The 22,768-nt window shown below is 58.9% G+C and carries 24 protein-coding genes; 2 read left to right on the forward strand and 22 right to left on the reverse strand.

Translation table 11 applies throughout. The features are described 5' to 3' along the window. The first annotated feature begins 32 nt into the window (after window positions 1-32). Window positions 33-1,127, forward strand: a complete 1,095-nt coding sequence (locus tag BLU28_RS20030; RefSeq protein ID WP_077987012.1) for a TraB/GumN family protein — start codon at window positions 33-35, stop codon at window positions 1,125-1,127. Here BLU28_RS20030 and BLU28_RS20035 read toward each other — a convergent pair. The 17 genes from BLU28_RS20035 to sdhC all read right to left on the reverse strand — a co-directional run bounded on the left by BLU28_RS20035 (window position 1,105) and on the right by sdhC (window position 18,565). Beyond that, window positions 1,105-1,599 (reverse strand): DUF2867 domain-containing protein, encoded by a 495-nt coding sequence (locus tag BLU28_RS20035; protein ID WP_077987011.1) that lies wholly within the window; start codon window positions 1,597-1,599, stop codon window positions 1,105-1,107. The genes BLU28_RS20030 and BLU28_RS20035 overlap by 23 nt on opposite strands. A 79-nt stretch (window positions 1,600-1,678) precedes the next feature. Beyond that, window positions 1,679-2,179 (reverse strand): cytochrome b, encoded by a 501-nt coding sequence (locus BLU28_RS20040; protein WP_077987010.1) that lies wholly within the window; start codon window positions 2,177-2,179, stop codon window positions 1,679-1,681. Between the two features lie 127 nt (window positions 2,180-2,306). Continuing rightward, a complete protein-coding gene (lpdA, locus tag BLU28_RS20045) occupies window positions 2,307-3,713 on the reverse strand; it encodes a dihydrolipoyl dehydrogenase (RefSeq protein ID WP_004443790.1) in 1,407 nt (468 codons plus the stop codon). A 66-nt stretch (window positions 3,714-3,779) separates the two neighbouring features. Continuing rightward, window positions 3,780-4,421 carry a LysE family translocator gene (locus tag BLU28_RS20050; protein WP_004443793.1) on the reverse strand — a complete coding sequence of 214 codons (642 nt, stop codon included), beginning with the start codon at window positions 4,419-4,421 and terminating at the stop codon, window positions 3,780-3,782. A 13-nt stretch (window positions 4,422-4,434) separates the two neighbouring features. Then, window positions 4,435-4,848, reverse strand: a complete 414-nt coding sequence (locus BLU28_RS20055; RefSeq protein ID WP_004443796.1) for an MAPEG family protein — start codon at window positions 4,846-4,848, stop codon at window positions 4,435-4,437. A 70-nt stretch (window positions 4,849-4,918) separates the two neighbouring features. Next, the gene (gene odhB / locus BLU28_RS20060; protein ID WP_022556940.1) at window positions 4,919-6,145 is read right to left on the reverse strand and encodes a 2-oxoglutarate dehydrogenase complex dihydrolipoyllysine-residue succinyltransferase; all 1,227 of its coding nucleotides are present in this window, start codon (window positions 6,143-6,145) and stop codon (window positions 4,919-4,921) included. Between the two features lie 53 nt (window positions 6,146-6,198). Then, window positions 6,199-9,195 (reverse strand): 2-oxoglutarate dehydrogenase E1 component, encoded by a 2,997-nt coding sequence (locus BLU28_RS20065; RefSeq protein ID WP_077987009.1) that lies wholly within the window; start codon window positions 9,193-9,195, stop codon window positions 6,199-6,201. 176 nt (window positions 9,196-9,371) lie between these two features. Next, window positions 9,372-10,274 (reverse strand): succinate--CoA ligase subunit alpha, encoded by a 903-nt coding sequence (sucD, locus tag BLU28_RS20070; protein ID WP_006698231.1) that lies wholly within the window; start codon window positions 10,272-10,274, stop codon window positions 9,372-9,374. Between the two features lie 17 nt (window positions 10,275-10,291). Then, entirely contained in the window at window positions 10,292-11,485 is a 1,194-nt protein-coding gene (sucC, locus tag BLU28_RS20075) for an ADP-forming succinate--CoA ligase subunit beta (protein ID WP_006698232.1), read from the reverse strand. A gap of 33 nt (window positions 11,486-11,518) precedes the next feature. Further along, complete coding sequence (gene mdh / locus BLU28_RS20080) at window positions 11,519-12,481, reverse strand: malate dehydrogenase (protein WP_004443804.1); 963 nt, start codon at window positions 12,479-12,481, stop codon at window positions 11,519-11,521. 178 nt (window positions 12,482-12,659) lie between these two features. Beyond that, window positions 12,660-13,823, reverse strand: a complete 1,164-nt coding sequence (gene zapE / locus BLU28_RS20085) for a cell division protein ZapE (RefSeq protein WP_077987008.1) — start codon at window positions 13,821-13,823, stop codon at window positions 12,660-12,662. A gap of 92 nt (window positions 13,824-13,915) precedes the next feature. After that, on the reverse strand, window positions 13,916-14,458 hold the full coding sequence (locus tag BLU28_RS20090; RefSeq protein ID WP_004443808.1) for a protease inhibitor Inh/omp19 family protein: 543 nt from the start codon (window positions 14,456-14,458) through the stop codon (window positions 13,916-13,918). Window positions 14,459-14,589: 131 nt separating this feature from the next. Beyond that, a complete protein-coding gene (locus BLU28_RS20095; RefSeq protein WP_092651375.1) occupies window positions 14,590-15,072 on the reverse strand; it encodes a hypothetical protein in 483 nt (160 codons plus the stop codon). A gap of 63 nt (window positions 15,073-15,135) precedes the next feature. Then, window positions 15,136-15,915 (reverse strand): succinate dehydrogenase iron-sulfur subunit, encoded by a 780-nt coding sequence (locus BLU28_RS20100; RefSeq protein WP_004443810.1) that lies wholly within the window; start codon window positions 15,913-15,915, stop codon window positions 15,136-15,138. 15 nt (window positions 15,916-15,930) lie between these two features. After that, window positions 15,931-17,772, reverse strand: a complete 1,842-nt coding sequence (gene sdhA, locus BLU28_RS20105) for a succinate dehydrogenase flavoprotein subunit (protein WP_004443812.1) — start codon at window positions 17,770-17,772, stop codon at window positions 15,931-15,933. Window positions 17,773-17,779: 7 nt separating this feature from the next. Then, complete coding sequence (gene sdhD / locus BLU28_RS20110; RefSeq protein ID WP_004443814.1) at window positions 17,780-18,160, reverse strand: succinate dehydrogenase, hydrophobic membrane anchor protein; 381 nt, start codon at window positions 18,158-18,160, stop codon at window positions 17,780-17,782. 12 nt (window positions 18,161-18,172) lie between these two features. After that, window positions 18,173-18,565, reverse strand: coding sequence for a succinate dehydrogenase, cytochrome b556 subunit (sdhC, locus tag BLU28_RS20115; RefSeq protein WP_004443817.1), 393 nt, complete (start codon window positions 18,563-18,565; stop codon window positions 18,173-18,175). A gap of 305 nt (window positions 18,566-18,870) precedes the next feature. Between sdhC and BLU28_RS20120 the strand changes: the two genes are divergently transcribed. Next, complete coding sequence (locus tag BLU28_RS20120; RefSeq protein WP_168247142.1) at window positions 18,871-19,239, forward strand: hypothetical protein; 369 nt, start codon at window positions 18,871-18,873, stop codon at window positions 19,237-19,239. On the opposite strand, the gene BLU28_RS20125 is transcribed toward BLU28_RS20120, so the two are convergent. The 5 genes from BLU28_RS20125 to tsaD are packed head-to-tail and all read right to left on the reverse strand — an operon-like array spanning window position 19,240 to window position 22,733. After that, a complete protein-coding gene (locus tag BLU28_RS20125) occupies window positions 19,240-19,884 on the reverse strand; it encodes a class I SAM-dependent methyltransferase (protein WP_035207916.1) in 645 nt (214 codons plus the stop codon). A gap of 7 nt (window positions 19,885-19,891) precedes the next feature. Continuing rightward, on the reverse strand, window positions 19,892-20,335 hold the full coding sequence (locus BLU28_RS20130) for an EVE domain-containing protein (RefSeq protein ID WP_004443825.1): 444 nt from the start codon (window positions 20,333-20,335) through the stop codon (window positions 19,892-19,894). A 6-nt stretch (window positions 20,336-20,341) separates the two neighbouring features. Then, a complete protein-coding gene (locus BLU28_RS20135; protein ID WP_004443827.1) occupies window positions 20,342-20,635 on the reverse strand; it encodes a YciI-like protein in 294 nt (97 codons plus the stop codon). Window positions 20,636-20,652: 17 nt separating this feature from the next. Continuing rightward, window positions 20,653-21,636, reverse strand: a complete 984-nt coding sequence (locus BLU28_RS20140; RefSeq protein WP_022556945.1) for an NAD(P)H-dependent glycerol-3-phosphate dehydrogenase — start codon at window positions 21,634-21,636, stop codon at window positions 20,653-20,655. Next, entirely contained in the window at window positions 21,636-22,733 is a 1,098-nt protein-coding gene (gene tsaD / locus BLU28_RS20145; protein WP_006698236.1) for a tRNA (adenosine(37)-N6)-threonylcarbamoyltransferase complex transferase subunit TsaD, read from the reverse strand. Before tsaD ends, BLU28_RS20140 begins: the two co-directional genes overlap by 1 nt. Window positions 22,734-22,768 lie beyond the last annotated feature (35 nt).

Raw genomic sequence — 22,768 nt, forward strand, 5'->3', positions numbered from 1 at the left:
TTCTATAAGCGAAAAAGAACCGGATTGGACCGATGCACAGCCTGATAAAGCCTCAAAATCTCACCGCCACCCTGATGGGCAAGACCGGCGACGCGCTGCTCTGGCTGCTGGCCGCCCTGCATGTCACCGCCGTTGCCATCCTGCTCATGACCTTGCTGTCACTCAGTGAAGCGGAAGCCGCCGAGCAGACGATCACCTGCGCGGGCAGCGACATTCTCGTTGACATGCGCAAGACCGATCCTGAAGCCTTCGCCAAGATCGAACAGGAAGCGGCAGCGATCCCGAACGGCAAGGGCAATTTCTGGCGCATCGAAAAGACAGGTACGGCCCCATCCTATCTTCTCGGCACCATGCATGTGACCGATCCGCGCGTTCTAGAGATGCCGGCCGCCGCCAGCGCCGCCTTTGAGAAGGCAGCGACTGTCATCGTGGAATCGGACGAGATCCTTGATGACAAGAAAATAGCGGCATCCCTGCTGGGCAAGCCCGAACTCACCATGTTTCTGGACGGCAAATCGATCACCGACATCCTGCCGCCCGACAATGTCGCGCGCCTTGAAAAGGGCCTGAAGGAGCGCGGCATTCCACTCAATGCCGTGTCGCGCATGAAGCCCTGGATGCTCTCGAGCTTCGTTGCCCTTCCCGCCTGCGAGTTTGCCCGCAAGGCAACGGGCCTTTCCTTTCTCGACAAGAAGCTTGCCGAAGATGCGGTTGCGAACGGAAAGCGCCTCGTCGGGCTGGAGACCATGGTCGAACAACTGACCGCCATGTCCGAACTGCCGATGGAATTTCATCTGCAGGCGCTTATCGAAACGCTTGAGCTTGGCGACCGCATGGATGACGTGATGACGACCATGACCGATCTTTACGTCGCGGGCGACATCGGCATGACCATGCCGATGCTGAAAAGTCTGGATCCCAAGAAGGCCGCCGACAACGATAAGGGCTACGCCGCTTTCGAACAGCGCATCATCACCGATCGCAACCATGTGATGGCGGACCGCTCCACCAATGAGCTTGCCAAGGGTAATGTCTTCATGGCCGTCGGCGCGCTGCACCTGCCGGGCGAAGGAGGCCTCGTGGAACTGCTGCGCGCGAAAGGCTTCACGCTGACGCGGGTTGAGTGACCGGGACAGTTCCTGTTTCGACGGGCCGGATAGAGGCGCAGAACGGTCGCATCGTCGCAGGCACGATGCGGCGGTGAAACGGACCAACGAGAAGAAGATAAAACCGACCGAACAGGTTCTTGCGCCGGACAATGGTGGTGACGCTCGCCAGCTGGCGGTCTGCCGCATCTTCGAGATCGATGACGATGCGAAAATCGAGGTGGTGGTCATCAAAGCCGAGCACCGTCCGTTCTGGCGTGGAGGTGATGACCGGGAACCCGCCCGCAGAACTGCCCGCCGCCAACTCGACCGTTTTTAAACCGACCATCGAAACGATACCGTTTCGAAGCGACATCAGGCCGCTGATCCACGCCGGAGGATGCTCCAGAAAAAGCCTGCTCACATCGAGCGAGGACGTTACCCGCGTTGTCAATTCACCCTGAAAGCAATCGTACCAATCGGCACCCGGCAATATATCTTCAATATTTGGCATCTCTGATCCCCAGCCGCTCCTTTGCAGCAAGGGAAACATGCCGTTTTTACGCGGCAGGGGGAACGTGACAAACCGACGCTCAGCCGTGTGTCATGCGCCGGAGGAGATTGGTGCGCCAATAGAACTGGTGAACAAGGACAGCCGCGACATGGCCCGCGATCAAAACCCACATCAGCACCTTGAACGGGCCGGAGTGTAGCTCCCCTGCCGCGCTCACCCCAAAGTAATAGGCGGCGATGCCAGAGAGTGGCAGGATGAAGAACAGCGCGTAAAGCGTAAAATGCGCCATCTTGGCGGCAATCTGCGCGAAACGCGGCTCTTCAGGCGGATGTGACGGAACGCCCTGGATCAGCCGCAGACAGAGGCGCAGTACCGTAAGAAACAGCACGGCGAAGCCGACATAGGCATGGATATTGGCAGAAGAAATCTGATCTGGCGTCAATGTTTCACCCCGCCGCATCAGCCGGTAGGCATGGGCCATGGCATCGGGAAACAAGAGGTTGAAGAAAATCAGAAGCGCCATTGTCCAATGGATGACACGCTGCGGAATGGAGAAGGAAACTTGAGTGGAATGCGCCATTTTATTGCCTTTTATCAAAAGGTTAGACAGGCTTTAGCGCGAGTATGAGAAACCCCGGCCTGCATGGCAAGCCGGGGTTCAGCAGATGACGGAAATTTAATATTCGAGCGTCGGGCTCAAACGCCGATCACATGTGGATCGGCTTGAAGAACGTTGCCAGCGCCGCTTCCTTCACGGCTTCCGACATGGTCGGGTGCGCATGGCAGGTGCGGCCGAGATCTTCCGAGGAACCGCCAAATTCCATCAGTACGGTGATCTCGTGGATCATTTCGCCAGCGCCGAAGCCGACAATGTGACCGCCGAGAACCCGGTCGGTTTCCTTGTCGGCAAGGATCTTCACGAAACCATCCGTCACCTGCATGGCGCGGGCGCGGCCATTGGCGGTGAAGGGGAACTTGCCAACCTTGTAAGCGACGCCGGCGGCCTTGAGTTCCTCTTCGGTCTTGCCGACGGAAGCCACTTCCGGCTGCGTGTAAACGACTGCCGGAATGACGTCGTAATTCACGTGACCGCGCTGGCCGGCAAGGATTTCCGCAAGCGCAACACCCTCGTCTTCCGCTTTGTGCGCCAGCATCGGGCCCTTCACCACGTCGCCGATCGCATAGATGCCATCGACATTGGTCTTGTAGTGGCCGTCGATTTCAACGCGGCCACGGCTGTCGAGCACGACACCAGCTTCGGCAAGGCCGAGACCTTCGGTGTAGGGCTTGCGGCCGGTGGAGATCAGCACGACGTTTGCTTCCAGCGTTTCGGCAGCGCCGCCCTTGACCGGCTCGAACACGACCTTGGCGCCGGCAGCGGTTTTTTCAACAGCCGTTACCTTTGCGCCGAGCTTGAAATCGAGGCCCTGCTTGGCGAGCAGACGCTGCGCCTGCTTGGAAACCTCGGCATCCATGCCGCCGAGAATGTTGTCGAGATATTCGACGACGGTAACCTTGGCGCCGAGACGCGACCAGACCGAACCGAGTTCAAGGCCGATGACGCCGCCGCCGACAACGATCAGCTTTTCCGGAACCTTGGAGAGAGCGATTGCGCCGGTGGAGGACACGATGACGCTTTCATCGATATCAACCTGAACACCCGGAATGCCGGCAACGTCAGAACCCGTGGCGATGACGATATTCTTTGCTTCGATTTCCTGTGTCTCGCCCTTGTCGTTGGTGACGGAAACCTTGCCGGCCGACACAACCTTGCCGGTGCCCTGGAAAGCATCGATCTTGTTCTTCTTGAACAGGAAGGCAACGCCATCGACATTGGCCTTCACCACGCCGTCCTTGTGACCCATCATCTTTTCAAGGTTCAGCTTGGGCGCTGCAACTTCGATGCCGAGCGAGTCGACACCATGGGCAACATGTGCGAAGGTTTCGGACGCGTGCAGCAGCGCCTTGGAGGGAATGCAGCCGACATTGAGGCAGGTGCCGCCATAGGTCGCGCGCTTTTCGATGACAGCGACCTTGAGGCCCAGCTGCGCCGCCTTGACCGCGCAAACATAACCGCCGGGGCCGGTGCCGATTACAACTACATCATATGCCATGTTCTGGTTCCTGCTTTATAGGGGCAAGATATCGGATCATTGCCCAGCTTCCGTTTGACCTGAAACTCAGGCCGCTTTTTCCGTTGCGAGTTTTATACCGAGGGCGATGAAAACCACCCCGCTGGTGCGGTCGATCCATTGGCTGGCGCGCTGAAACGCGGCGCGCATTCGTGGTGTCGTCATGAACAGGCTGACGCCAACGAACCAAAGGATGAGGCAGCTTGCCATGACGAGACCGTATCCGAATTTGATGCCAACGGGCGTGTGGGCGTGAACCACCGTCGAAAAGATCGACAGGAAGAAAAACACCGGCTTGGGGTTGAGTGCATTGGCCGCAAAACCGAGCGTGAACGCCTTCAGCGCCGTCTGACTGCTTTTCGCCTGAACGCCTTCACCTTCGGCAGCGGGCAATTCGGTCTTGCCAGCGCGCAGCGCCTTGATGCCGATATAAATCAGATAGGCGACACCCAGCCATTTGACGATGTTGAAGAGATAGATCGACTGGGAAATGATCAGGCCAAGGCCGAGGATCGTATAGGTGACATGGAACATCAGCGATGTCCCGACGCCGAAGCTGGTGATGATGGCCTGCTTGCGCCCATGCACCATCGCCTGACGCATGACCATGGCGAGATCGGCGCCAGGCGACACGATCGCGAAGGAGAAAATCGCCATCAGGGATGCAAGTTCGATGAGATATTGATGCATCGTAAAGCAGCCTTCAGAACATCAGCACGAAAAACATGAGTGCCAGCCCGAGCATCGACCCCAGCCAGACGAAAGACCGTATATAGGGGACGCCCGCCAGATAGAGCGGAATGTAGATCACCCGGCAGATCAGCCAGATCCAGGCGCCAGTGAGCGCCAGACCGGCAGGATCACCCGCCATGATGACCCCGAAAGCGAGCGCCAGAAAAGCCGGGTATGTTTCCCGGAAATTCGCAGACGCGCGTGACGCACGGCCGGAAAGCCTGCCCTGCTGCTCTCGGCTGCCATCCCTCGGGCCGGCATTCCATTCAAGCCCGAATTCCTTGGTCGCCGTCATCCCCTGCAACATGACGTGCACGACGAGGAGAAGGACGCTCAGACCGACAAGCGGCAAAAAAGGCGAAGCGGCTAGAAATGTCGGCTGCACGTCTGCTCTCCCTGTTAGTCTTTCAGCGGGGCTTCACTTGAAGCCCCGCTGAAACGAAAAGCAAGAGCGATTAGAGATCAAGAACCAGACGTTCCGGATCCTCGAGGCTTTCCTTGACGCGAACGAGGAAGGTCACGGCTTCCTTGCCGTCAACGATACGGTGATCGTAGGAGAGCGCCAGATACATCATCGGGCGAATGACGACCTGCCCGCCGATGGCGACCGGACGCTCCTGGATCTTGTGCATGCCGAGAATACCCGACTGCGGTGCATTGAGGATTGGCGAAGACATCAGCGAGCCGTAAACGCCACCATTGGTGATGGTGAAGGTGCCGCCCTGCATGTCGGCCATGCCGAGCGAACCATCGCGCGCCGCCTTCGCAAGACGGCCGAGTTCCTTTTCGACGCCGGCGATGGAAAGCTGGTCGGCATCGCGGATGACCGGAACGACAAGACCCTTGTCCGTGCCGACAGCCATGCCGACGTGACAATAGTTCTTGTAGATGATGTCCGTGCCGTCGATTTCGGCGTTGACGGCAGGCAGTTCCTTCAGCGCGTGGGTCACGGCCTTGGTGAAGAAGCCCATGAAGCCGAGCTTGACGCCATGCTTTTTCTCGAAAACGTCCTTGTAACGGTTACGCAGGTCCATAACCGCGCTCATGTCCACTTCGTTGTAAGTGGTGAGCATGGCGGCAGTGTTCTGCGCGTCCTTGAGGCGCTTGGCGATGGTCTGACGCAGGCGCGTCATCTTCACACGCTCTTCGCGAACCTGATCCTGTTCGGCGGAAACCGGACGCGGTGCAGCAGCAGGAGCCGGAGCGGCCGGAGCCGAAACGCCCTTGGCGACAGCAGCGAGCACATCGCCCTTCAGCACCTGGCCACGCTTGCCGGAACCGTCGACCTGATCGGCAGACAAGTTGTTTTCAGCAAGCAGCTTGCCAGCGGCAGGTGCCGGCGGCATAGCGCTGGCGGCAGAAGCAGCGGGAGCCGGAGCGGCGGCCGCGGCAGCAGCAGGCTTTGCCGGTTCGGCAGCCGGTGCGGAGGTCGCAGCGCCGGCAGCACCTTCGGCGATCTGGCCGAGAAGCGCGTCGAGCCCAACGGTCTCGCCGTTCTGCGCAACGATTTCAGTCAGAACGCCAGAGGCAGGCGCCGGGACTTCGACGGTAACCTTGTCGGTTTCCAGTTCAACGAGAGGTTCGTCGGCCTTGACGGTGTCGCCGACCTTCTTGAACCAGGTGCCGACGGTCGCTTCGCTAACGGATTCGCCGAGGGTTGGTACGCGGATTTCAGTGGCCATGATCTAGTTCCGTTATTCAGGTGTCTTTTTTGCGGGGCGATGCGGGAGAGTTCTCACTCTCCCAGCGCGTCTTCCAGGAACGCAGCAAGCTGCGCCAGATGCTTGGACATCAGGCCGGTCGCCGGAGAGGCGGCAGCCGGACGGCCCGTGTAACGGACCTTCTGGTACTTGGCGTCGATATGCGCCAGGACCCATTCCAGGTAAGGGTCGATAAACGACCACGCACCCATGTTCTTCGGCTCTTCCTGGCACCAGACCATCTCCGCATTGCGGAAGCGCGACAGCTCGTTGATGAGTGCCTTGGCCGGGAACGGATAGAGCTGTTCGATACGCAGCAGATAGATATCGTCGATGCCGCGCTTCTCACGTTCTTCCAGCAGATCATAATAGACCTTGCCCGTGCACATGACGACACGGCGGATTTTCGAATCCTTCTGCAGCTTGATCGGGCCGTCCTTGATGACTTCAGCATCGTCCCACAGGAGACGGTGGAAGGAGGACTCGCCTGCAAGCTCGGCCAGCGAAGAGGTGGCGCGCTTGTGACGCAGCAGCGACTTCGGCGTCATCAGGATCAGCGGCTTGCGGAAGTCGCGCTTCACCTGGCGGCGCAGGATGTGGAAATAGTTTGCCGGCGTCGTGCAGTTGGCAACCTGCATGTTGTCTTCCGCGCACATCTGCAGCCAGCGCTCCAGACGGGCGGACGAATGTTCCGGACCCTGGCCTTCGTAACCATGCGGCAGAAGGCAGACCAGACCGGACATGCGCAGCCACTTGCGTTCACCCGACGAGATGAACTGGTCGAACACCACCTGTGCGCCGTTGGCGAAGTCGCCGAACTGGGCTTCCCAGAGCGTCAGCGCATTCGGACGGGCGAGCGAGTAACCATATTCGAAACCAAGGACGGCTTCTTCCGAAAGCATCGAGTTGATGACTTCGTAACGGGCCTGCGTCGGCGCGAGGTTCGCGAGCGGGATGTAACGCTCTTCGGTTTCCTGATCGTAGAGAACCGAATGGCGCTGCGAGAAGGTGCCGCGTTCGCAATCCTGACCGGAGAGGCGGATCTTGTGGCCTTCGACGGCGAGCGAACCGAAAGCAAGCGCTTCCGCCATCGCCCAATCGATGCCTTCGCCGGTCTCGACCATCTGCGAGCGGTTTTCCATGAAACGCTGGATCGTTCGGTGGGCGTTGAAACCCTCGGGAATGGTCGACAGTTTCTTGCCGATTTCCTTCAGCTGCTTCATCGGCACGCCGGTCTTGCCGCGACGCTGCTCATCCGCATTGTCGGCGGCACGCAGGCCGGACCACTGACCGTCCAGCCAGTCGGCCTTGTTCGGCTTGTAGGACTGCCCCGCCTCGAATTCCTGCTCGAGATGGGCGCGCCAGTCGGCCTTCATCTTTTCGAATTCGCCTTCGCTGAGCAGGCCTTCGGCGATCAGACGGTCGGCATAGATGCGCGCGACGGTCTTGTGGCCGCGGATGACCTTGTACATCTTCGGCTGCGTGAACGCCGGCTCATCGCCTTCGTTGTGGCCGAAGCGGCGGTAGCAGAACATGTCCACGACGACGGGCTTGTGGAACTTCATGCGGTATTCGGTGGCAACCTTGGCCGCATAGGTCACAGCTTCCGGATCGTCACCGTTGACGTGGAAGATCGGCGCTTCGATCATCTTGGCGACGTCGGACGGATAGGGCGACGAACGGGAGAAGGCCGGGTTCGTCGTAAAGCCGATCTGGTTGTTGATGATGAAGTGCATGGTACCGGCAACGCGGTGACCGCGCAGGCCGGAGAGGCCGAGAATTTCAGCAACCACGCCCTGGCCCGCAAAAGCGGCATCGCCGTGCAGAAGCAGCGGCAGAACCTTGGCGCGCTCGGAAAGCGGAATGACATCGCCTTCCCACACCTTGGCCAGCTGGTCCTGCTTGGCACGGGCCTTGCCCATGACGACAGGGTTGACGATTTCAAGATGCGACGGGTTGGCCGTCAGCGACAGGTGAACCTTGTTGCCGTCGAACTCGCGGTCCGAGGAGGCACCGAGGTGATACTTCACGTCACCCGAACCTTCGACGTCGTCTGGCTTGAACGAACCACCCTTGAACTCGTGGAATACGGCGCGGTGCGGCTTGCCCATGACGTTGGTCAGAACGTTCAGGCGGCCGCGGTGGGCCATGCCGAGAACGACTTCTTCGAGACCTTCCTGGCCGCCGCGCTTGATGATCTGCTCGAGCGCCGGGATCAGCGATTCACCGCCATCGAGGCCGAAACGCTTGGTGCCCTTGAAACGCACGTCGAGGAACTGCTCATAACCTTCGGCTTCGACCAGCTTTGACAGAATGGCCTTCTTGCCTTCGGCCGTGAAAGCAACGCCCTTGTCCGGACCTTCGATGCGCTCCTGAATCCAGGCCTTCTCTTCCGGGCTGGACATGTGCATGAATTCGACGCCGATAGTGGAGCAATAGGTGCGCTCCAGAATATCGATCATCTCGCGCACGGTCGCATATTCGAGGCCGAGCACGTTATCGATGAAAATCTTGCGGTCGTAATCGCTTTCTTCAAAGCCGTAGGACTTCGGCGAAAGCTCGTTATAGTCCTCGACGGCAACGGCAATACCGAGCGGATCGAGCTTGGCATGCAGGTGGCCGCGCATGCGGTAGGCGCGGATCATCATGATAGCGCGAACGCTGTCGCGGGTCGCCTGCAGCACTTCGGCTTCGCTGACCGGCTTGCCGGTATCGGCGCTCTTGGCCTCAGCCTTTGCCTGAACCTTCTTTTCGATGGCCTTTTCGACCGTGGTCCAGTTGCCATCAAGTGCGGAAACCAGGTCGCCATTTGCCGGGATTGGCCAGTTGGCACGCTTCCAGGAGGCGCCCTTGGCCGCCTTCTTCACATCTTCCGGATTATCGGACAGTGCCTTGAAGAAGCTCTGCCACTCCGGCGACACGGAAGAGGGATCCTCTTCGTACCGGGCATAGAGCTGCTCGATATAGGCTGCATTCGCGCCGTCCAGAAACGACGTGATCTGAAACTGCTCGTTCGCTTCTTGCCTTGCCATTGTGTTCTTGCGGACTTGTCCGTCCGCCTCCTCGATGCCGTTAGGGCCGTTCGACCGGCCTGCCGCTCTGATTATTGCTGTCTGCCGCCGGGGCGGCATGCCGTCTGTTTGTCTTCTTGCGGCATCGGGCAGCGCGAGCCTGAAGCCGCGCCGCCCGTTACCGGTTTCATGTGGTCTCAGCCCTTGAGGACTTCAACCAGCGTCTTGCCGAGGCGCGCCGGGGAAGGCGAAACCTTGATGCCCGCTGCTTCCATGGCAGCGATCTTGGATTCCGCATCGCCCTTGCCGCCGGAAACAACAGCACCGGCGTGGCCCATGGTGCGGCCCTTCGGAGCCGTACGGCCTGCGATAAAGCCGGCCATCGGCTTCTTGCGGCCCTTCTTGGCTTCGTCGATCAGGAACTGCGCCGCATCTTCTTCAGCCGAACCGCCAATTTCGCCGATCATGATGATCGACTGCGTGGCGTCGTCAGCGAGGAACATTTCCAAGACGTCGATGAACTCGGTGCCCTTGACCGGGTCGCCGCCGATGCCGACAGCCGTCGTCTGGCCGAGGCCTTCGTTGGAGGTCTGGAACACGGCTTCATAGGTCAGCGTGCCGGAGCGCGAAACGATACCGACCGAACCCTTGCGGAAAATGGAGCCCGGCATGATGCCGATCTTGCATTCTTCCGGCGTCAGGATGCCGGGGCAGTTCGGGCCGAGCAGGCGGGACTTCGAACGGTCGAGGCGAGCCTTGACGCGAACCATGTCCATGACCGGAATGCCTTCGGTGATGCAGGTGATGAACGGAATTTCCGCATCGATGGCTTCGATGATCGCGTCTGCTGCACCTGCCGGCGGAACATAGATCACGGATGCATCTGCACCGGTCTTTTCCTTGGCTTCGGCAACCGTTGCGAAGATCGGCAGGGTTTCGCCCTTGGAACCGGTCCAGGTTTCGCCACCCTTCTTCGGATGAATGCCGCCGACCATCTGCGTGCCGTAATAGGCAAGCGCCTGTTCGGTGTGGAAGGTACCGGTCTTGCCGGTCAGACCCTGAACGAGGATCTTGGTGTCTTTATTAACGAGAATAGACATTATTTCCGGTCCCTCAATTAGCCGTTGATCGCCGCGACGATCTTCTTGGCTGCGTCGTCCAGATCGTCAGCAGCCGTAATCGCAAGGCCCGATTCATTCAGAAGCTTCTTGCCAAGTTCGACGTTGGTGCCTTCGAGGCGAACAACGAGCGGAACCTGCAGACCGACTTCCTTCACCGCGGCGATAACGCCCTCGGCGATAACGTCGCACTTCATGATGCCACCGAAGATGTTGACGAGGATGCCCTCGACCTTCGGGTCGGCAGTGATGATCTTGAAAGCTGCCGCAACCTTCTCCTTGCCGGCGCCGCCGCCGACGTCGCAGAAGTTTGCCGGCTCCTTGCCGTAAAGCTTGATGATGTCCATGGTGGCCATCGCAAGACCTGCGCCGTTGACCATGCAGCCGATATTGCCGTCGAGGGCGACGTAAGCGAGGTCCCACTTGGAGGCTTCGATTTCCTTGGCGTCTTCTTCGGTCTCGTCGCGCAGCGCCTTGACGTCGTCATGGCGGAACATGGCGTTGCCGTCGAAGGAAACTTTGGCGTCGAGAACGCGCAGATGGCCATTTTCCATGACGATCAGCGGGTTGATCTCGAGGAGAGCCATGTCCTTCTCGCTGAAGGCCTTGTAAAGGATCGGGAAGAGCGACTTGGCATCTTCGGCAGCAATGCCGTCGAGCTCAAGCGCCTTGGAGATCGCAGCAACGTCGGCATCGGAAACGCCCTTTTCAGGGTTGATGGCGATGGTGTGGATCTTCTCAGGTGTATCGTGAGCCACGGCTTCGATGTCCATGCCGCCTTCAGTGGAAACCACGAAAGCAACCTGGCCGACCGAACGGTCAACCAGCAGCGAGCAGTAGAGTTCGCGGGCAATGTCAGCGCCGTCTTCGATGTAGAGGCGGTTAACCTGCTTGCCGGCATCGCCCGTCTGGGCCGTTACCAGCGTGTTGCCGAGCATGTCCTTCGCGTGGGAAACGACTTCTTCGATGGACTTCGCCAGACGAACGCCGCCCTTGGCATCCGGGCCGAGCTCCTTAAACTTGCCCTTGCCGCGGCCACCAGCATGGATCTGGCTCTTGACGACGTAGAGCGGGCCGGGAAGCTGCTTTGCGGCAGCTTCGGCTTCTTCGACCTTGAGAATGGCAACGCCTTCAGCAACCGGCGCGCCGTAGCCCTTCAGAAGAGCCTTGGCCTGATATTCGTGAATATTCATGGAATAATCCCTGTTTGGAACCGCTTGAAGTTGTTACTTCAGCGACGGAGCGATGTTGATGCAGGCTTCGCAGAGACCAGCGACAGCGCCGACGGACTTCTGGAAGGCAGCTTCTTCTTCCTTGTTGAGTTCGATCTCGATGATGCGCTCGATACCGCCTGCACCGATGATGGTGGGAACGCCGACATACATGTCGTCTACGCCATACTGGCCCGAAAGGTGGGCAGCGGCGGGCAGAACGCGCTTCTTGTCCTTGAGGTAGGATTCAGCCATCTCGATTGCCGAGGCAGCCGGGGCGTAATAGGCCGAGCCGGTCTTCAAGAGACCAACGATTTCGGCGCCGCCGTCGCGGGTGCGCTGGATGATCTCTTCGAGACGCTCGGCCGTCAGCCAGCCCATCTTTACGAGATCGGTCAGCGGAACGCCGGCAACGGTGGAGTAACGGGCGAGCGGCACCATGGTGTCGCCGTGGCCGCCGAGAACGAAGGCGGTGACGTCTTCAACCGAAACGTTGAACTCTTCGGCGAGGAAGAGGCGGAAACGCGCGCTGTCGAGAACGCCGGCCATGCCGACGACCTTGTTCTTCGGCAGGCCGGAGAACTTCTGCAGCGCCCAGACCATGGCGTCGAGCGGATTGGTGATGCAGATGACGAAAGCGTTCGGCGCGTATTTTTTGATGCCGGCGCCGACCTGTTCCATGACCTTGAGGTTGATGCCGAGAAGATCGTCGCGGCTCATGCCGGGCTTGCGGGCAACACCAGCGGTGACGATGCAGACGTCAGCGCCTTCGATGGCAGCGTAATCGGATGCGCCGGTGAGCTTTGCATTGAAGCCTTCAACCGGGCCGGACTGGGCAATATCCAGGCCCTTGCCCTGCGGGATGCCGTCAGCAATATCGAAGAGGACGATATCGCCCAGTTCCTTCAGGCTGGCCAGATGCGCCAGCGTGCCGCCGATCATGCCAGAACCAATAAGTGCAATCTTTTTGCGAGCCATCGAATGCTTCCTCTTGAGCTTCAATTCAATTTCACCGCGCCAAACCGGCAGCCAAATTGTCGCACTCCGATTAGACCCATTGTCCAAAATAGGCAACAGATTCTTTTCTGCTGAGTATTTTCAATCGTTTAGATCAATATTTTCTTACGTAAACGTAAGAAAATGCGTCACGAAAGTGTCAAACTTTCTGCCGTTTTTCTTGATGAAGCGCCAGATAATCGGCGCTACGCATTTCAAACAGACGCGAGGCGGTGCGATCGAACTCGAAACCTTCCGTTCCCTTGCGTTTGCCGAGCAGGTCTTCCGGCATAGCGGCTGCCGACGCGAACAGCCTGACGCTGTGATCATAAAGCGCGTCGATGAGGATGATGAAACGCTTGGTTTCGTTCCGTTTGTCCGCGTTCAAAAATGGAATGTGGTCGATGAAGACCGTGTCGAAACGATTGGCGATGGCAAGGAAGTCGGAAGCCCCGAGCGGCTTCTCGCAAAGGTCGGAAAAGGAAAAACGCGCCACACGGCCGCTGGCGCGCGGCACCAGGATGGAACGACCCTTCATGGGTATCTCGGTTGGTGCAACAAGGTGCCCGCCGGTCATGTGCCGCCACGCCATATCCATCGCCTGATCGGCCGCGCCATCAAGCGGCGTCACATAGACCGGCAGGCTTTCCAGCTTCTCCATCCGATAATCGGTGGGACTGTCCAGCGTCACCACCTCCACATGCTTCTTCAGCAGCTCGACAAAGGGCAGGAACAGGCCGCGATTGAGACCATCCTTATAGAGATTGTCCGGAACGACATTGGAGGTCGTCACCAATGTGCAGCCATTGGCGAAGAGCTCGCTGAATAGCCGCGCGAGGATCATCGCATCAGCAATATCCGTCACGGTGAATTCATCGAAACACAGGAGTTCGGCCTCCGCCAGAAGCTGGGCAGCGACAGGCGGAATCGGATCGGCCTGTTTGGTCTCGCCATTCTTCAGCTTCTGCCGGTGCTCATGCACACGATTATGCACATCCGCCAGGAATTCATGAAAATGGCAACGCCGCTTGGAAGAAACGGGCGCCATTTCGTAAAACATGTCCATTAGCATCGTCTTGCCGCGGCCGACACTGCCATAGACATAAAGCCCTTTCACCGTCGTTGCTGGACCGGCCTTGCGTGCGAACATCCAGCCGAGCGCGCTCTTCTTCTTGGCAGGCTTGCGGGCCTTCAGATCGGCGAGAATTCTGTCGAGATGGGCCGCCACACCAAGCTGGGCGGCATCGGCCTGCAAGGTGCCAGCTGCCGTCAATGCGTTGAGCTGTTCAACGACACTATGATTGTAATCAGGCAATGGCTTCATGAAAAGACGCCCCGGTCGCGGATGCAGCACGGAACCCGCGACGAATGGAATGGCTTAGAGCAGAATGAACGTTCCGGCTGCACCGGAACGACTCATCGGCTGAGGCTGAGCGGCTGCCCGCTATTGGTCGTGCCGTCGAAGCGTGCGTCTGCGCTCTTGTAGACGCGGCCGATAGTGTCACCCGAGCGATTCTTGAAGACGACCATCTTGCCGGATACTTCCCAGGACCCCATCGCCGTCAGCTCGCCGGAGCAACCACGCGTGCCGCCACGCGATCCGCTGCCCAGATTGGTGAGCGTCAGGAACATATCGCAATTGGCCCCGCCATTAGAAACGCGCCAGTTGCCGACCATGGATTCCTTGGTCACGTCGAGAGCTGTTGCCGGTGGAGCAGCGGATGCAACATTGGTGCCGCCGGGTGTCGCCGAAGCAGGCGCCGACGGGAACTGGCTGCCATTGGCACCACCGGGCGGCGGCAGGGCGCCAGACTGAACGGAGGGCACCGGCTGCGCCTGCAGGGGCGGCGTATAACCGGGATTGTTGCTGGCGTTATTGTTGTAATCGTAGGAGGTACGTTGGCAACCGGCAAGGCTCATCACAACCGCAAGGCCCGTCACCACATATCTGAATTGCATCATCTCGCTCCTGCTATCAATTCGCTTCCATCCAAATGCCATCGAATTGAGACCGAATTATCGTAAAGCGATTTGGTTAAAGAAGTTCTACCAGAACATTTGGCCATTATCCGATGACCATAATGCCGCCGCTAGCTGTCCTTTTTTGTCTCTAGGTACTGTGGCACTGTCATATCCCAAAGCTCTTTTTCGCGCATTTCTTCCATACTCTTATGGAACAATTCGCGACTAGTTGGTTTATGAGCCTTTGAATTCTCTTCTGCTGGAACAGCCTGATTTTCAAAATATTCTCTGACGGTCACAAACCTACCGTCCTTCCTGACCAACTTAGATCGGTTTCCCGAACTGATTCTGATCGGTATAAACTCGGGGTAACCAGAGGCAGCAAACATATCAGCTTGATCATTATCGGGCCTGCACGATACCGCAACACGACCGGCCAACACCATCAGCCCGAGATCAATTAAGTCCTCTTGCTCTTGTTGATCTATGTTGGGAAAACGTTCCTTGAATATCGTTACGACTTCAAGAGAATTTGTACCCTCTTTAGATTTCTCGGACGTAATTTCCCATAACTGAGATTTAGTACGAGCTGCACGCGATCTTCTTGCCATATAGATGCCCTCGAATCGGGTTGAATGACGAAGCATACCACAACTCGAGAGCATATTTTTTAGTTAGACGCGGCGCTCAACCATCATCTTCTTGATTTCCGCAATCGCCTTGGCCGGGTTCAAGCCCTTCGGGCAAGCCTGCGCGCAGTTCATGATCGTATGGCAGCGATAGAGACGGAACGGGTCCTCGAGATTGTCGAGACGCTCGCCGGTCGCCTCATCGCGGCTGTCGATCAGCCAGCGATAGGCCTGCAGCAGAACGGCCGGACCCAGATAACGGTCGCCATTCCACCAGTAGCTGGGACAGGACGTGGAGCAGCAGGCGCAGAGAATGCACTCATAAAGACCGTCCAGCTTCAGGCGATCCTCATGGCTCTGCTTCCATTCCTTGGCGGGTGTGGGCGAAACCGTCTTCAGCCAGGGCTCGATCGAGCGGTGCTGGGCGTAGAAGTTCGACAGGTCAGGAACAAGGTCCTTCACGACAGGCATATGCGGCAGCGGATAAACCTTCACCGTGCCGTTGATCTCGTCCATGCCCTTGGTGCAGGCGAGCGTATTGGTGCCGTCGATGTTCATCGCGCAGGAACCGCAGATGCCTTCGCGGCAGGAGCGGCGTAGCGTCAGCGTCGGGTCGATGTTGTTCTTGATGTAAAGAAGCGCATCGAGAACCATCGGTCCGCAATCATCGACATCTATATAGAAAGTGTCGATGCGCGGGTTCTGGCCGTCATCCGGGTTCCAGCGATAGACGCGGTATTCGCGCACATTCTTGGCACCATCCGGCTTCGGCCAGACTTTGCCTTCGTTGATCTGGGAATTCTTGGGGAGAGCAAGTTCAACCATATCCAGTTCCTCAAATCAGTAGACACGCGCCTTCGGCTCGATCTTTTTCGGATCGATGCCGTCGGCGATCAGGTCGGTGTGAACCGGGCGATAGTCGAGCTTCACGTCGCCTTCGGGGCTGACCCAGGCAAGCGTATGCTTGCGCCAGTTCACGTCGTCGCGACCACCGAACGGACCGTCGACGAAATCCTCGCGGGCATGCGAACCGCGGCTTTCCTTGCGCGCTTCCGCGCCGTAGACCGTGGTGATGGCATTGGCCATGAGGTTATGCAACTCGAGCGTTTCGACCAGGTCGGAATTCCAGACCATCGAACGGTCGGTGACCTTGACGTCGGGCAGTTCCTTCCAGATCGCCGAGAGACGGCGGCAGCCGCTTTCGAGCGATTCCTGTGTGCGGAACACTGCCGCGTCGTCCTGCATGGCGCGCTGCATCTTATCACGCAGCACCGCCGTCGGCGTCGAGCCATTGGCATAACGTAGGCTGTCAAAGCGTTCCATGATCCTGTCGCAGGCAGCCGTATCGAGAGCGGGAATCGCCTCGTCACGGTTGATGACCTGAGCGGCGCGGATGGCGGCGGCACGACCGAAGACCACAAGGTCGATCAGCGAGTTGGAGCCAAGACGGTTGGCGCCGTGAACCGAGGCGCAACCGGCTTCGCCGACCGCCATCAGGCCGGGCGCGATGCGTTCCGGGTTGTTGGCATCGGCATTCAGCACTTCACCCCAATAGTTGGTCGGAATGCCGCCCATGTTGTAGTGAACCGTCGGCAGGACCGGGATCGGCTCCCGGGTCACGTCAACGCCGGCGAAGATCTTGGCGCTTTCGGAAATACCCGGAAGGCGCTCATGCAGGATCGCAGGATCGAGATGATCGAGATGCAGGAAGATGTGGTCCTTGTTCTTGCCGACGCCGCGGCCTTCACGGATTTCCATCGTCATGCAGCGGGAGACAACGTCACGCGAGGCAAGGTCTTTCGCTGAAGGCGCGTAACGCTCCATGAAGCGCTCGCCTTCGGAGTTGACGAGATAACCGCCTTCGCCGCGCGCGCCTTCGGTGATGAGGCAGCCCGCGCCATAAATACCGGTCGGGTGGAACTGCACGAATTCCATGTCCTGAAGCGGCAGGCCCGCACGGGCGATCATGCCGCCGCCGTCGCCGGTGCAGGTGTGGGCAGACGTCGCCGAGAAATAGGCGCGGCCGTAACCGCCGGTCGCCAGAACCACCATCTTGGCAGCGAAGCGGTGGATCGTGCCGTCATCGAGGTTCCAGGCAACGACGCCAGTGCAGCGGCCATCCGGCGCCATGATGAGGTCGAGCGCGAAATATTCGATGAAGAATTCCGCATTGTTGCGCAGCGACTGGCCATAAAGCGTGTGCAGAATGGCGTGACCGGTACGGTCGGCGGCGGCACAGGTGCGCTGCACCGGTGGGCCTTCACCGTAATTCTGCATGTGGCCGCCGAAGGGGCGCTGGTAGATCTTGCCTTCTTCGTTACGCGAGAAAGGCACGCCGTAATGCTCCAGTTCATAGACCGCCTTCGGCGCTTCCATGGCGAGATATTGCATCGCGTCGACATCGCCCAGCCAGTCGGAGCCCTTTACGGTGTCGTAAAGGTGCCACTGCCAACAGTCGGGCGTCATATTGGTGAGAGATGCGGCGATGCCGCCCTGCGCTGCGACGGTGTGGGAGCGCGTCGGGAAAACCTTGGTGATGCAGGCGGTCTTGAAACCCTGTTCGGCCATGCCGAGTGTAGCGCGCAGACCGGCGCCGCCGGCGCCCACCACGATCACGTCATAGGAGTGATCGACATAGGTGTAGGCCTTGCCATTCTGGGAAGGTGAACTGATCGAAGCCATGACGAACTTATCCTACGAATGCGATTTTCAGGATGGCGAAGACAGACAGGCCACCGATGAGGATCGCGAAAAATGTGTTCAGCATCAGAAGAACGAGCTTCGGAACTTCGGCGTGAATGTAGTCTTCGATGATGACCTGCATGCCGAGCTTCATGTGGATGAGACCGGAGACCAGCACCAGAGCCATGATGACAGCGACGAGCGGGTTGGAAAGCGCAGCGACGACTTCCGGATAGGGCGCGCCGGCATATTTGATCAGGAAGACAACAAAAAAGGTCAGCAACGGAATGTTCGAAACGGCCGTCAGGCGCTGACGCCAGAAATGGTCGGTGCCTTCCTTGGCGGAGCCGAGACCGCGAACCTTCCCGAGAGGTGTACGCATATCCATGTAAGTATCTCCTCAGCGCACGATCAGGACGATGACCCAGATCAGCGCGGTCAGACAGATAGACGCCACGAAGGAGGCCTTTGCCAGCTTGGTGGTGAAGTGCTTCTCGAAGCCGTGCCCGAGGTCCCACATCAGGTGGCGCAGGCCGCCGATCATGTGGTGAACCAGCGCCCAGGTGTAGCCGACGAGAACGATCTTGCCGATGATGGTGCCCATCGCCCAGCTGACCCAGTCATAATAAGCTGGACCGGATGCCAGCGCGATAAGCCACCAGGCGACCAGGAGCGTACCGAAATAGAGCGCGCCACCGGTTACGCGGTGGATGATGGAGGCCACCATCGTCGGAATCGGCTTGTAAATTTGAAGATGCGGCGACAGAGGCCGGTTATTTGTCACATTCGCCATCAGAACCTCGCGGCGTTTTCCCGTGCGTCCACAAGACAGGACGCCCCCAAGCAACAGCACATGACGAAAGAATGTGCATTGCACCAACCGCGACGTTTAATCACATGGGCGCATCACCACAAGCACATTTCATGGCGGATTCCAATTTAATCGATTGGTTCGCGAATTTTTTTTGGAATTTTTTTGCATGAAAATAAAAAATCGAGCGTTTCCAAGATTTACGCCCTCAAAATATTTACCTTTACGTAATTCCGAAAAGGTGTAATTTACGATTGGTTAACTCAAAAAACCGGAGCATGAAGCTCATGTTACAGCACCGAATCGTTGCCTTGGTCATGATCGTTTCAGGCGGGATTTCAACTTACGCGCTGCCCTCTTTGGCGGGCGATTTTCATAGTCGGAATTCCTATCGTCACAGTCAATTGCAAGTCAGCTTTTCAACTGACGGCCTGCCGTCCACGCTGCCTGGGGGCACCTATGTCGGAAGCATTTCCGCGCTAAGAGTTCGAGGGAACGGCAATTATTTCGCGACCGGCAGCGGAATATCGCCGCAGATTGCCACGACCGGACCCCGTTTATTGCCGGCGCCCAGAGCAAAAATCATTACCGTGAATACCGATAATGCGGATGCTGCCTGCGTTTATCAGCACGGTGTCTGCATTATTCGCCCCTGATCAGAGGAAGCGCCAGACGGTGGTCTTCTTCACTTCGCTGTCTTCCAGCGCACGGCTGACGGTAACCTGATAGGTCGCGAGGGCCTCAAGACGCTGTTTCGGCAGATAGGCTCTGCCTGGATCTCCAACGAGAACGCTGACGCCCCGGTCAGTCAGGTTTATAAACCATGGCACGAGGAGATCCGCGAAGGCCCGGTCGTAAAAGACATCTCCTGCCAGCAGGACATCAGCCTCAATGGCACGGCCGATCAGATCGGCGTGGGTAAAGCCGATATCAACACCATTCAGGCCTGCATTCATACGAACAGCCGTTTCCGTCCACGGATCTATATCGGCGGCAAGCACGGTCGCAGCACCGGCCTTTGCAGCAGCTATGGCAACCAACCCGGAGCCGCTGGCAAAATCCACCACACGCTTGCCGCCTACGCTTTCCGTGTGATCGAGCACATAACGGGCAAGACCCTGCCCGCCGGCCCAGGCAAAAGCCCAGAAAGGCGGCGGCAGGCCAATCTGCTCCAGTTCCTCTTCCGTCTTCAGCCAGAGCTCATGCGCTTCGGTCGCGAGATGAAGGGAGAGTTCCGGCACATGAGGCGGATGCATGATGCCGGTATTGTCGAGGATGAAGCGTTCGGGATCGGTCCTCACCGACGCTTCAATCCGGGGATTTCGGAGGATTTGCGAGCCCGCCCATGCGGCAGACCTCAAGATACTCCTCTTCCGTCACCGGCTGCACGGAAAGCCGCATGGAGGTGACAAGCGACATATTCGCCAGCTTCGGATTGGCCTTAACATCCTTTAGCGAAACCGGCTGCGGCATATCGCAGACGGCGCGGATGTCGACACAATCCCACTTCAAATCACCTTCGGCGGTCGAGTCCGGATGCGACAACGCACAGACTTCGACGATGCCGACAACATCCAGTCCCTCATTGGAGTGGTAAAAGAAGCCCTTGTCGCCAATCTTCATGGCGCGCATGTTGTTGCGCGCCTGATAATTGCGCACGCCGGTCCACTCTTCGCCCGCCTCGCCCTTGGCCTTCTGCATCTCCCACGACCATTTGAACGGCTCGGACTTGTAAAGCCAATAATTCGCCATGCCCGCTCAAGCTCCCGGATTGTTGAAGACCCAGTTATAGGGCTTCACGTCCACGCTTTCGAACAGGCCAGCCTTTGCATAGGGATCGGCTTCGGCAAGAGCCTTGGCCGCATCGATATCGGCGGCTTCCACGATGACGAGGCTGCCATTCGGCTTGCCTTCGGCATCGAGAAAAGGCCCGGCGATCTTCAGCGTGCCCTCGGAATTGAGCCTGTTCAGATGCTCCAGATGCGCCGGGCGCGTTTCCATGCGCACGTTCAGGTGGCCGGGCTTGTCCTTGCAGATAAAAGCGAACAGCATTTTCGTCTCCTTATGCCTTATTCGGTTGTGATGGGCCGTGTCATCAATTGTTGCATGGCGCTCGCCACATCCAGATTTCCGTCGATGATAGCGGCCACCGCTTCGGTAACCGGCATGTCCACGGTGTGACTTTCTCCCAGCCGGGCGGCGACGGCAGCCGCAAAGGCACCCTCTACCAGCCCGCCGGACATGTCCTTGCCGTTACCGCGGCCAAGCGCGATGCCGAAACGCAGGTTGCGCGACTGGTGGCTGGTGGCGGTCAGCACCAGATCGCCAAGACCGGAGAGGCCGCGTACCGTATCGGCCTTGCCGCCCATGGCAACGATGAGACGCGACATTTCGGCAAGCCCGCGCGATATCAGCGCCGCCCGGGCGGAATCGCCAAGGCCCGCGCCTTCAACGATGCCGGCGGCAATGGCGAGGATATTTTTCAGTGCGCCGCCAAGCTGCACGCCGATGCGGTCTGTCGAGGCATAAAGCCGGAAGGTCTTGCCGGAAATCGTGGTCGCAAGCCGCTCGGCTATTGTTGCATCTTCCGCCGCAATCGCCATGGCCGTCGGTAGACCTCGCGCAATATCGGCCGCGAAGCCCGGACCGGAGAGAACCGCGATCGGATGACGGGGCAATTCCGCTTCCAGAAGTTCCGTGAGCAGCCGACCGGAACTCCGGTCGATACCCTTCGCGCAGGTAACGACGATCGAGTCATTAGCCAGATAAGGACGATAATGACGAGCCGCATCGGCATGAGCCTGCGAAGGCATCGCAAAGAGGACGATGCCGGCACTGGTCAGAACATCCGGCTCGGCGGAAAATTCAAGCACATCCGGCAGTTCGACGCCTGGCAGCGCCGCCTCATGTACGCGATCGCTCCTGAGGTCGGCCATCAGGGATGGATCGCGGCCGAGCAGGATCACGTCGTGCCGGTTCTCCAGCGCGATGACGACGGCAAGCGCAGTTCCGAAGGCGCCGGCGCCGATGACGACGATTTTCTCCCGCTGCATCAGGCCTTGGCTCCCCTTTTACCGAAACCGATCAATGTCTCCGCACTGCCGTCGAGCGGCCAGCGCGAGCGCGGCGGGATCTCCAGCGGATCGGCTTCTCGGCCGTCGGCCATTCGCTCCAGCCCGGCCCATGCGATCATGGCCGCATTATCGGTGCAGAGCCGGTGCGGCGGCGCAACGAAACGAAAGCCATGGGTATCGCAAAGCGACTGCAGCGTCTGGCGGATTTCCTGATTGGCCGCAACGCCGCCTGCGACGACCAGGGCAGGCAGGGTTTCCATATGCGGAAACTCCTGCTTGAAACGGGCAAGGCCACGGCCAATCCGATCCTTGAGTGTGCGTGAGACCGCTTTCTGGAACGATGCGCAGATATCGGCAATGTCCTGCTCCGACAGCGGCGCGATCGCGGTCGCCGCCTGCCGTACCGCCGTTTTCAGGCCGGAAAAGGAAAAATCGAGCCTGGTCTCGCCGACCATCGGACGAGGAAGCGGAAAGCGGTCGGGATCGCCCTTTGCCGCCGCCTTCTCAACCGCAGGGCCCCCGGGATAGGGCAGGCCGAGAAGTTTCGCGGTCTTGTCGAAGGCCTCGCCGAGCGCATCATCGATGGTGGTGCCCCAGCGCTCATAATCGCCAACGCCACGCACCAGCACCAGCTGAGTATGGCCACCGGACACGAGCAGCATCAGATAGGGAAAAGATAGACCATCGGTGAGGCGCGCCGTCAGTGCATGTCCTTCCAGATGGTTGATCGCATAAAGCGGCTTGCCTGCTGCTTTTGCGATGGCCTTGCCCGTCATCAAGCCCACCAGCAGGCCGCCGATCAGCCCGGGGCCGGAGGTAGCAGCAACGGCATCGACGTCGGCAAGGGTCACGCCCGCCTGCTCCAGCGCTTCTTCCACAAGCGTATCCAGGGCCTCGACGTGGGCCCGTGCGGCAATTTCCGGCACCACACCGCCATAGGCGCTGTGTTCCTCGAGCTGCGACAAAACGACGTCGGAGACGATCTCGCCGCGCCCATCCGCATGCCGAACCACAATGGATGCAGCGGTTTCGTCACAGCTTGTCTCTATGCCGAGGATACGAAGAAAGGGGGTCATCACATCTGTTCGTTCATTGCGATCATGCGCGGAGT

The sequence above is a fragment of the Agrobacterium pusense genome (assembly GCF_900102105.1).
GTDB classification, from domain to species: Bacteria; Pseudomonadota; Alphaproteobacteria; order Rhizobiales; family Rhizobiaceae; genus Agrobacterium; species Agrobacterium pusense.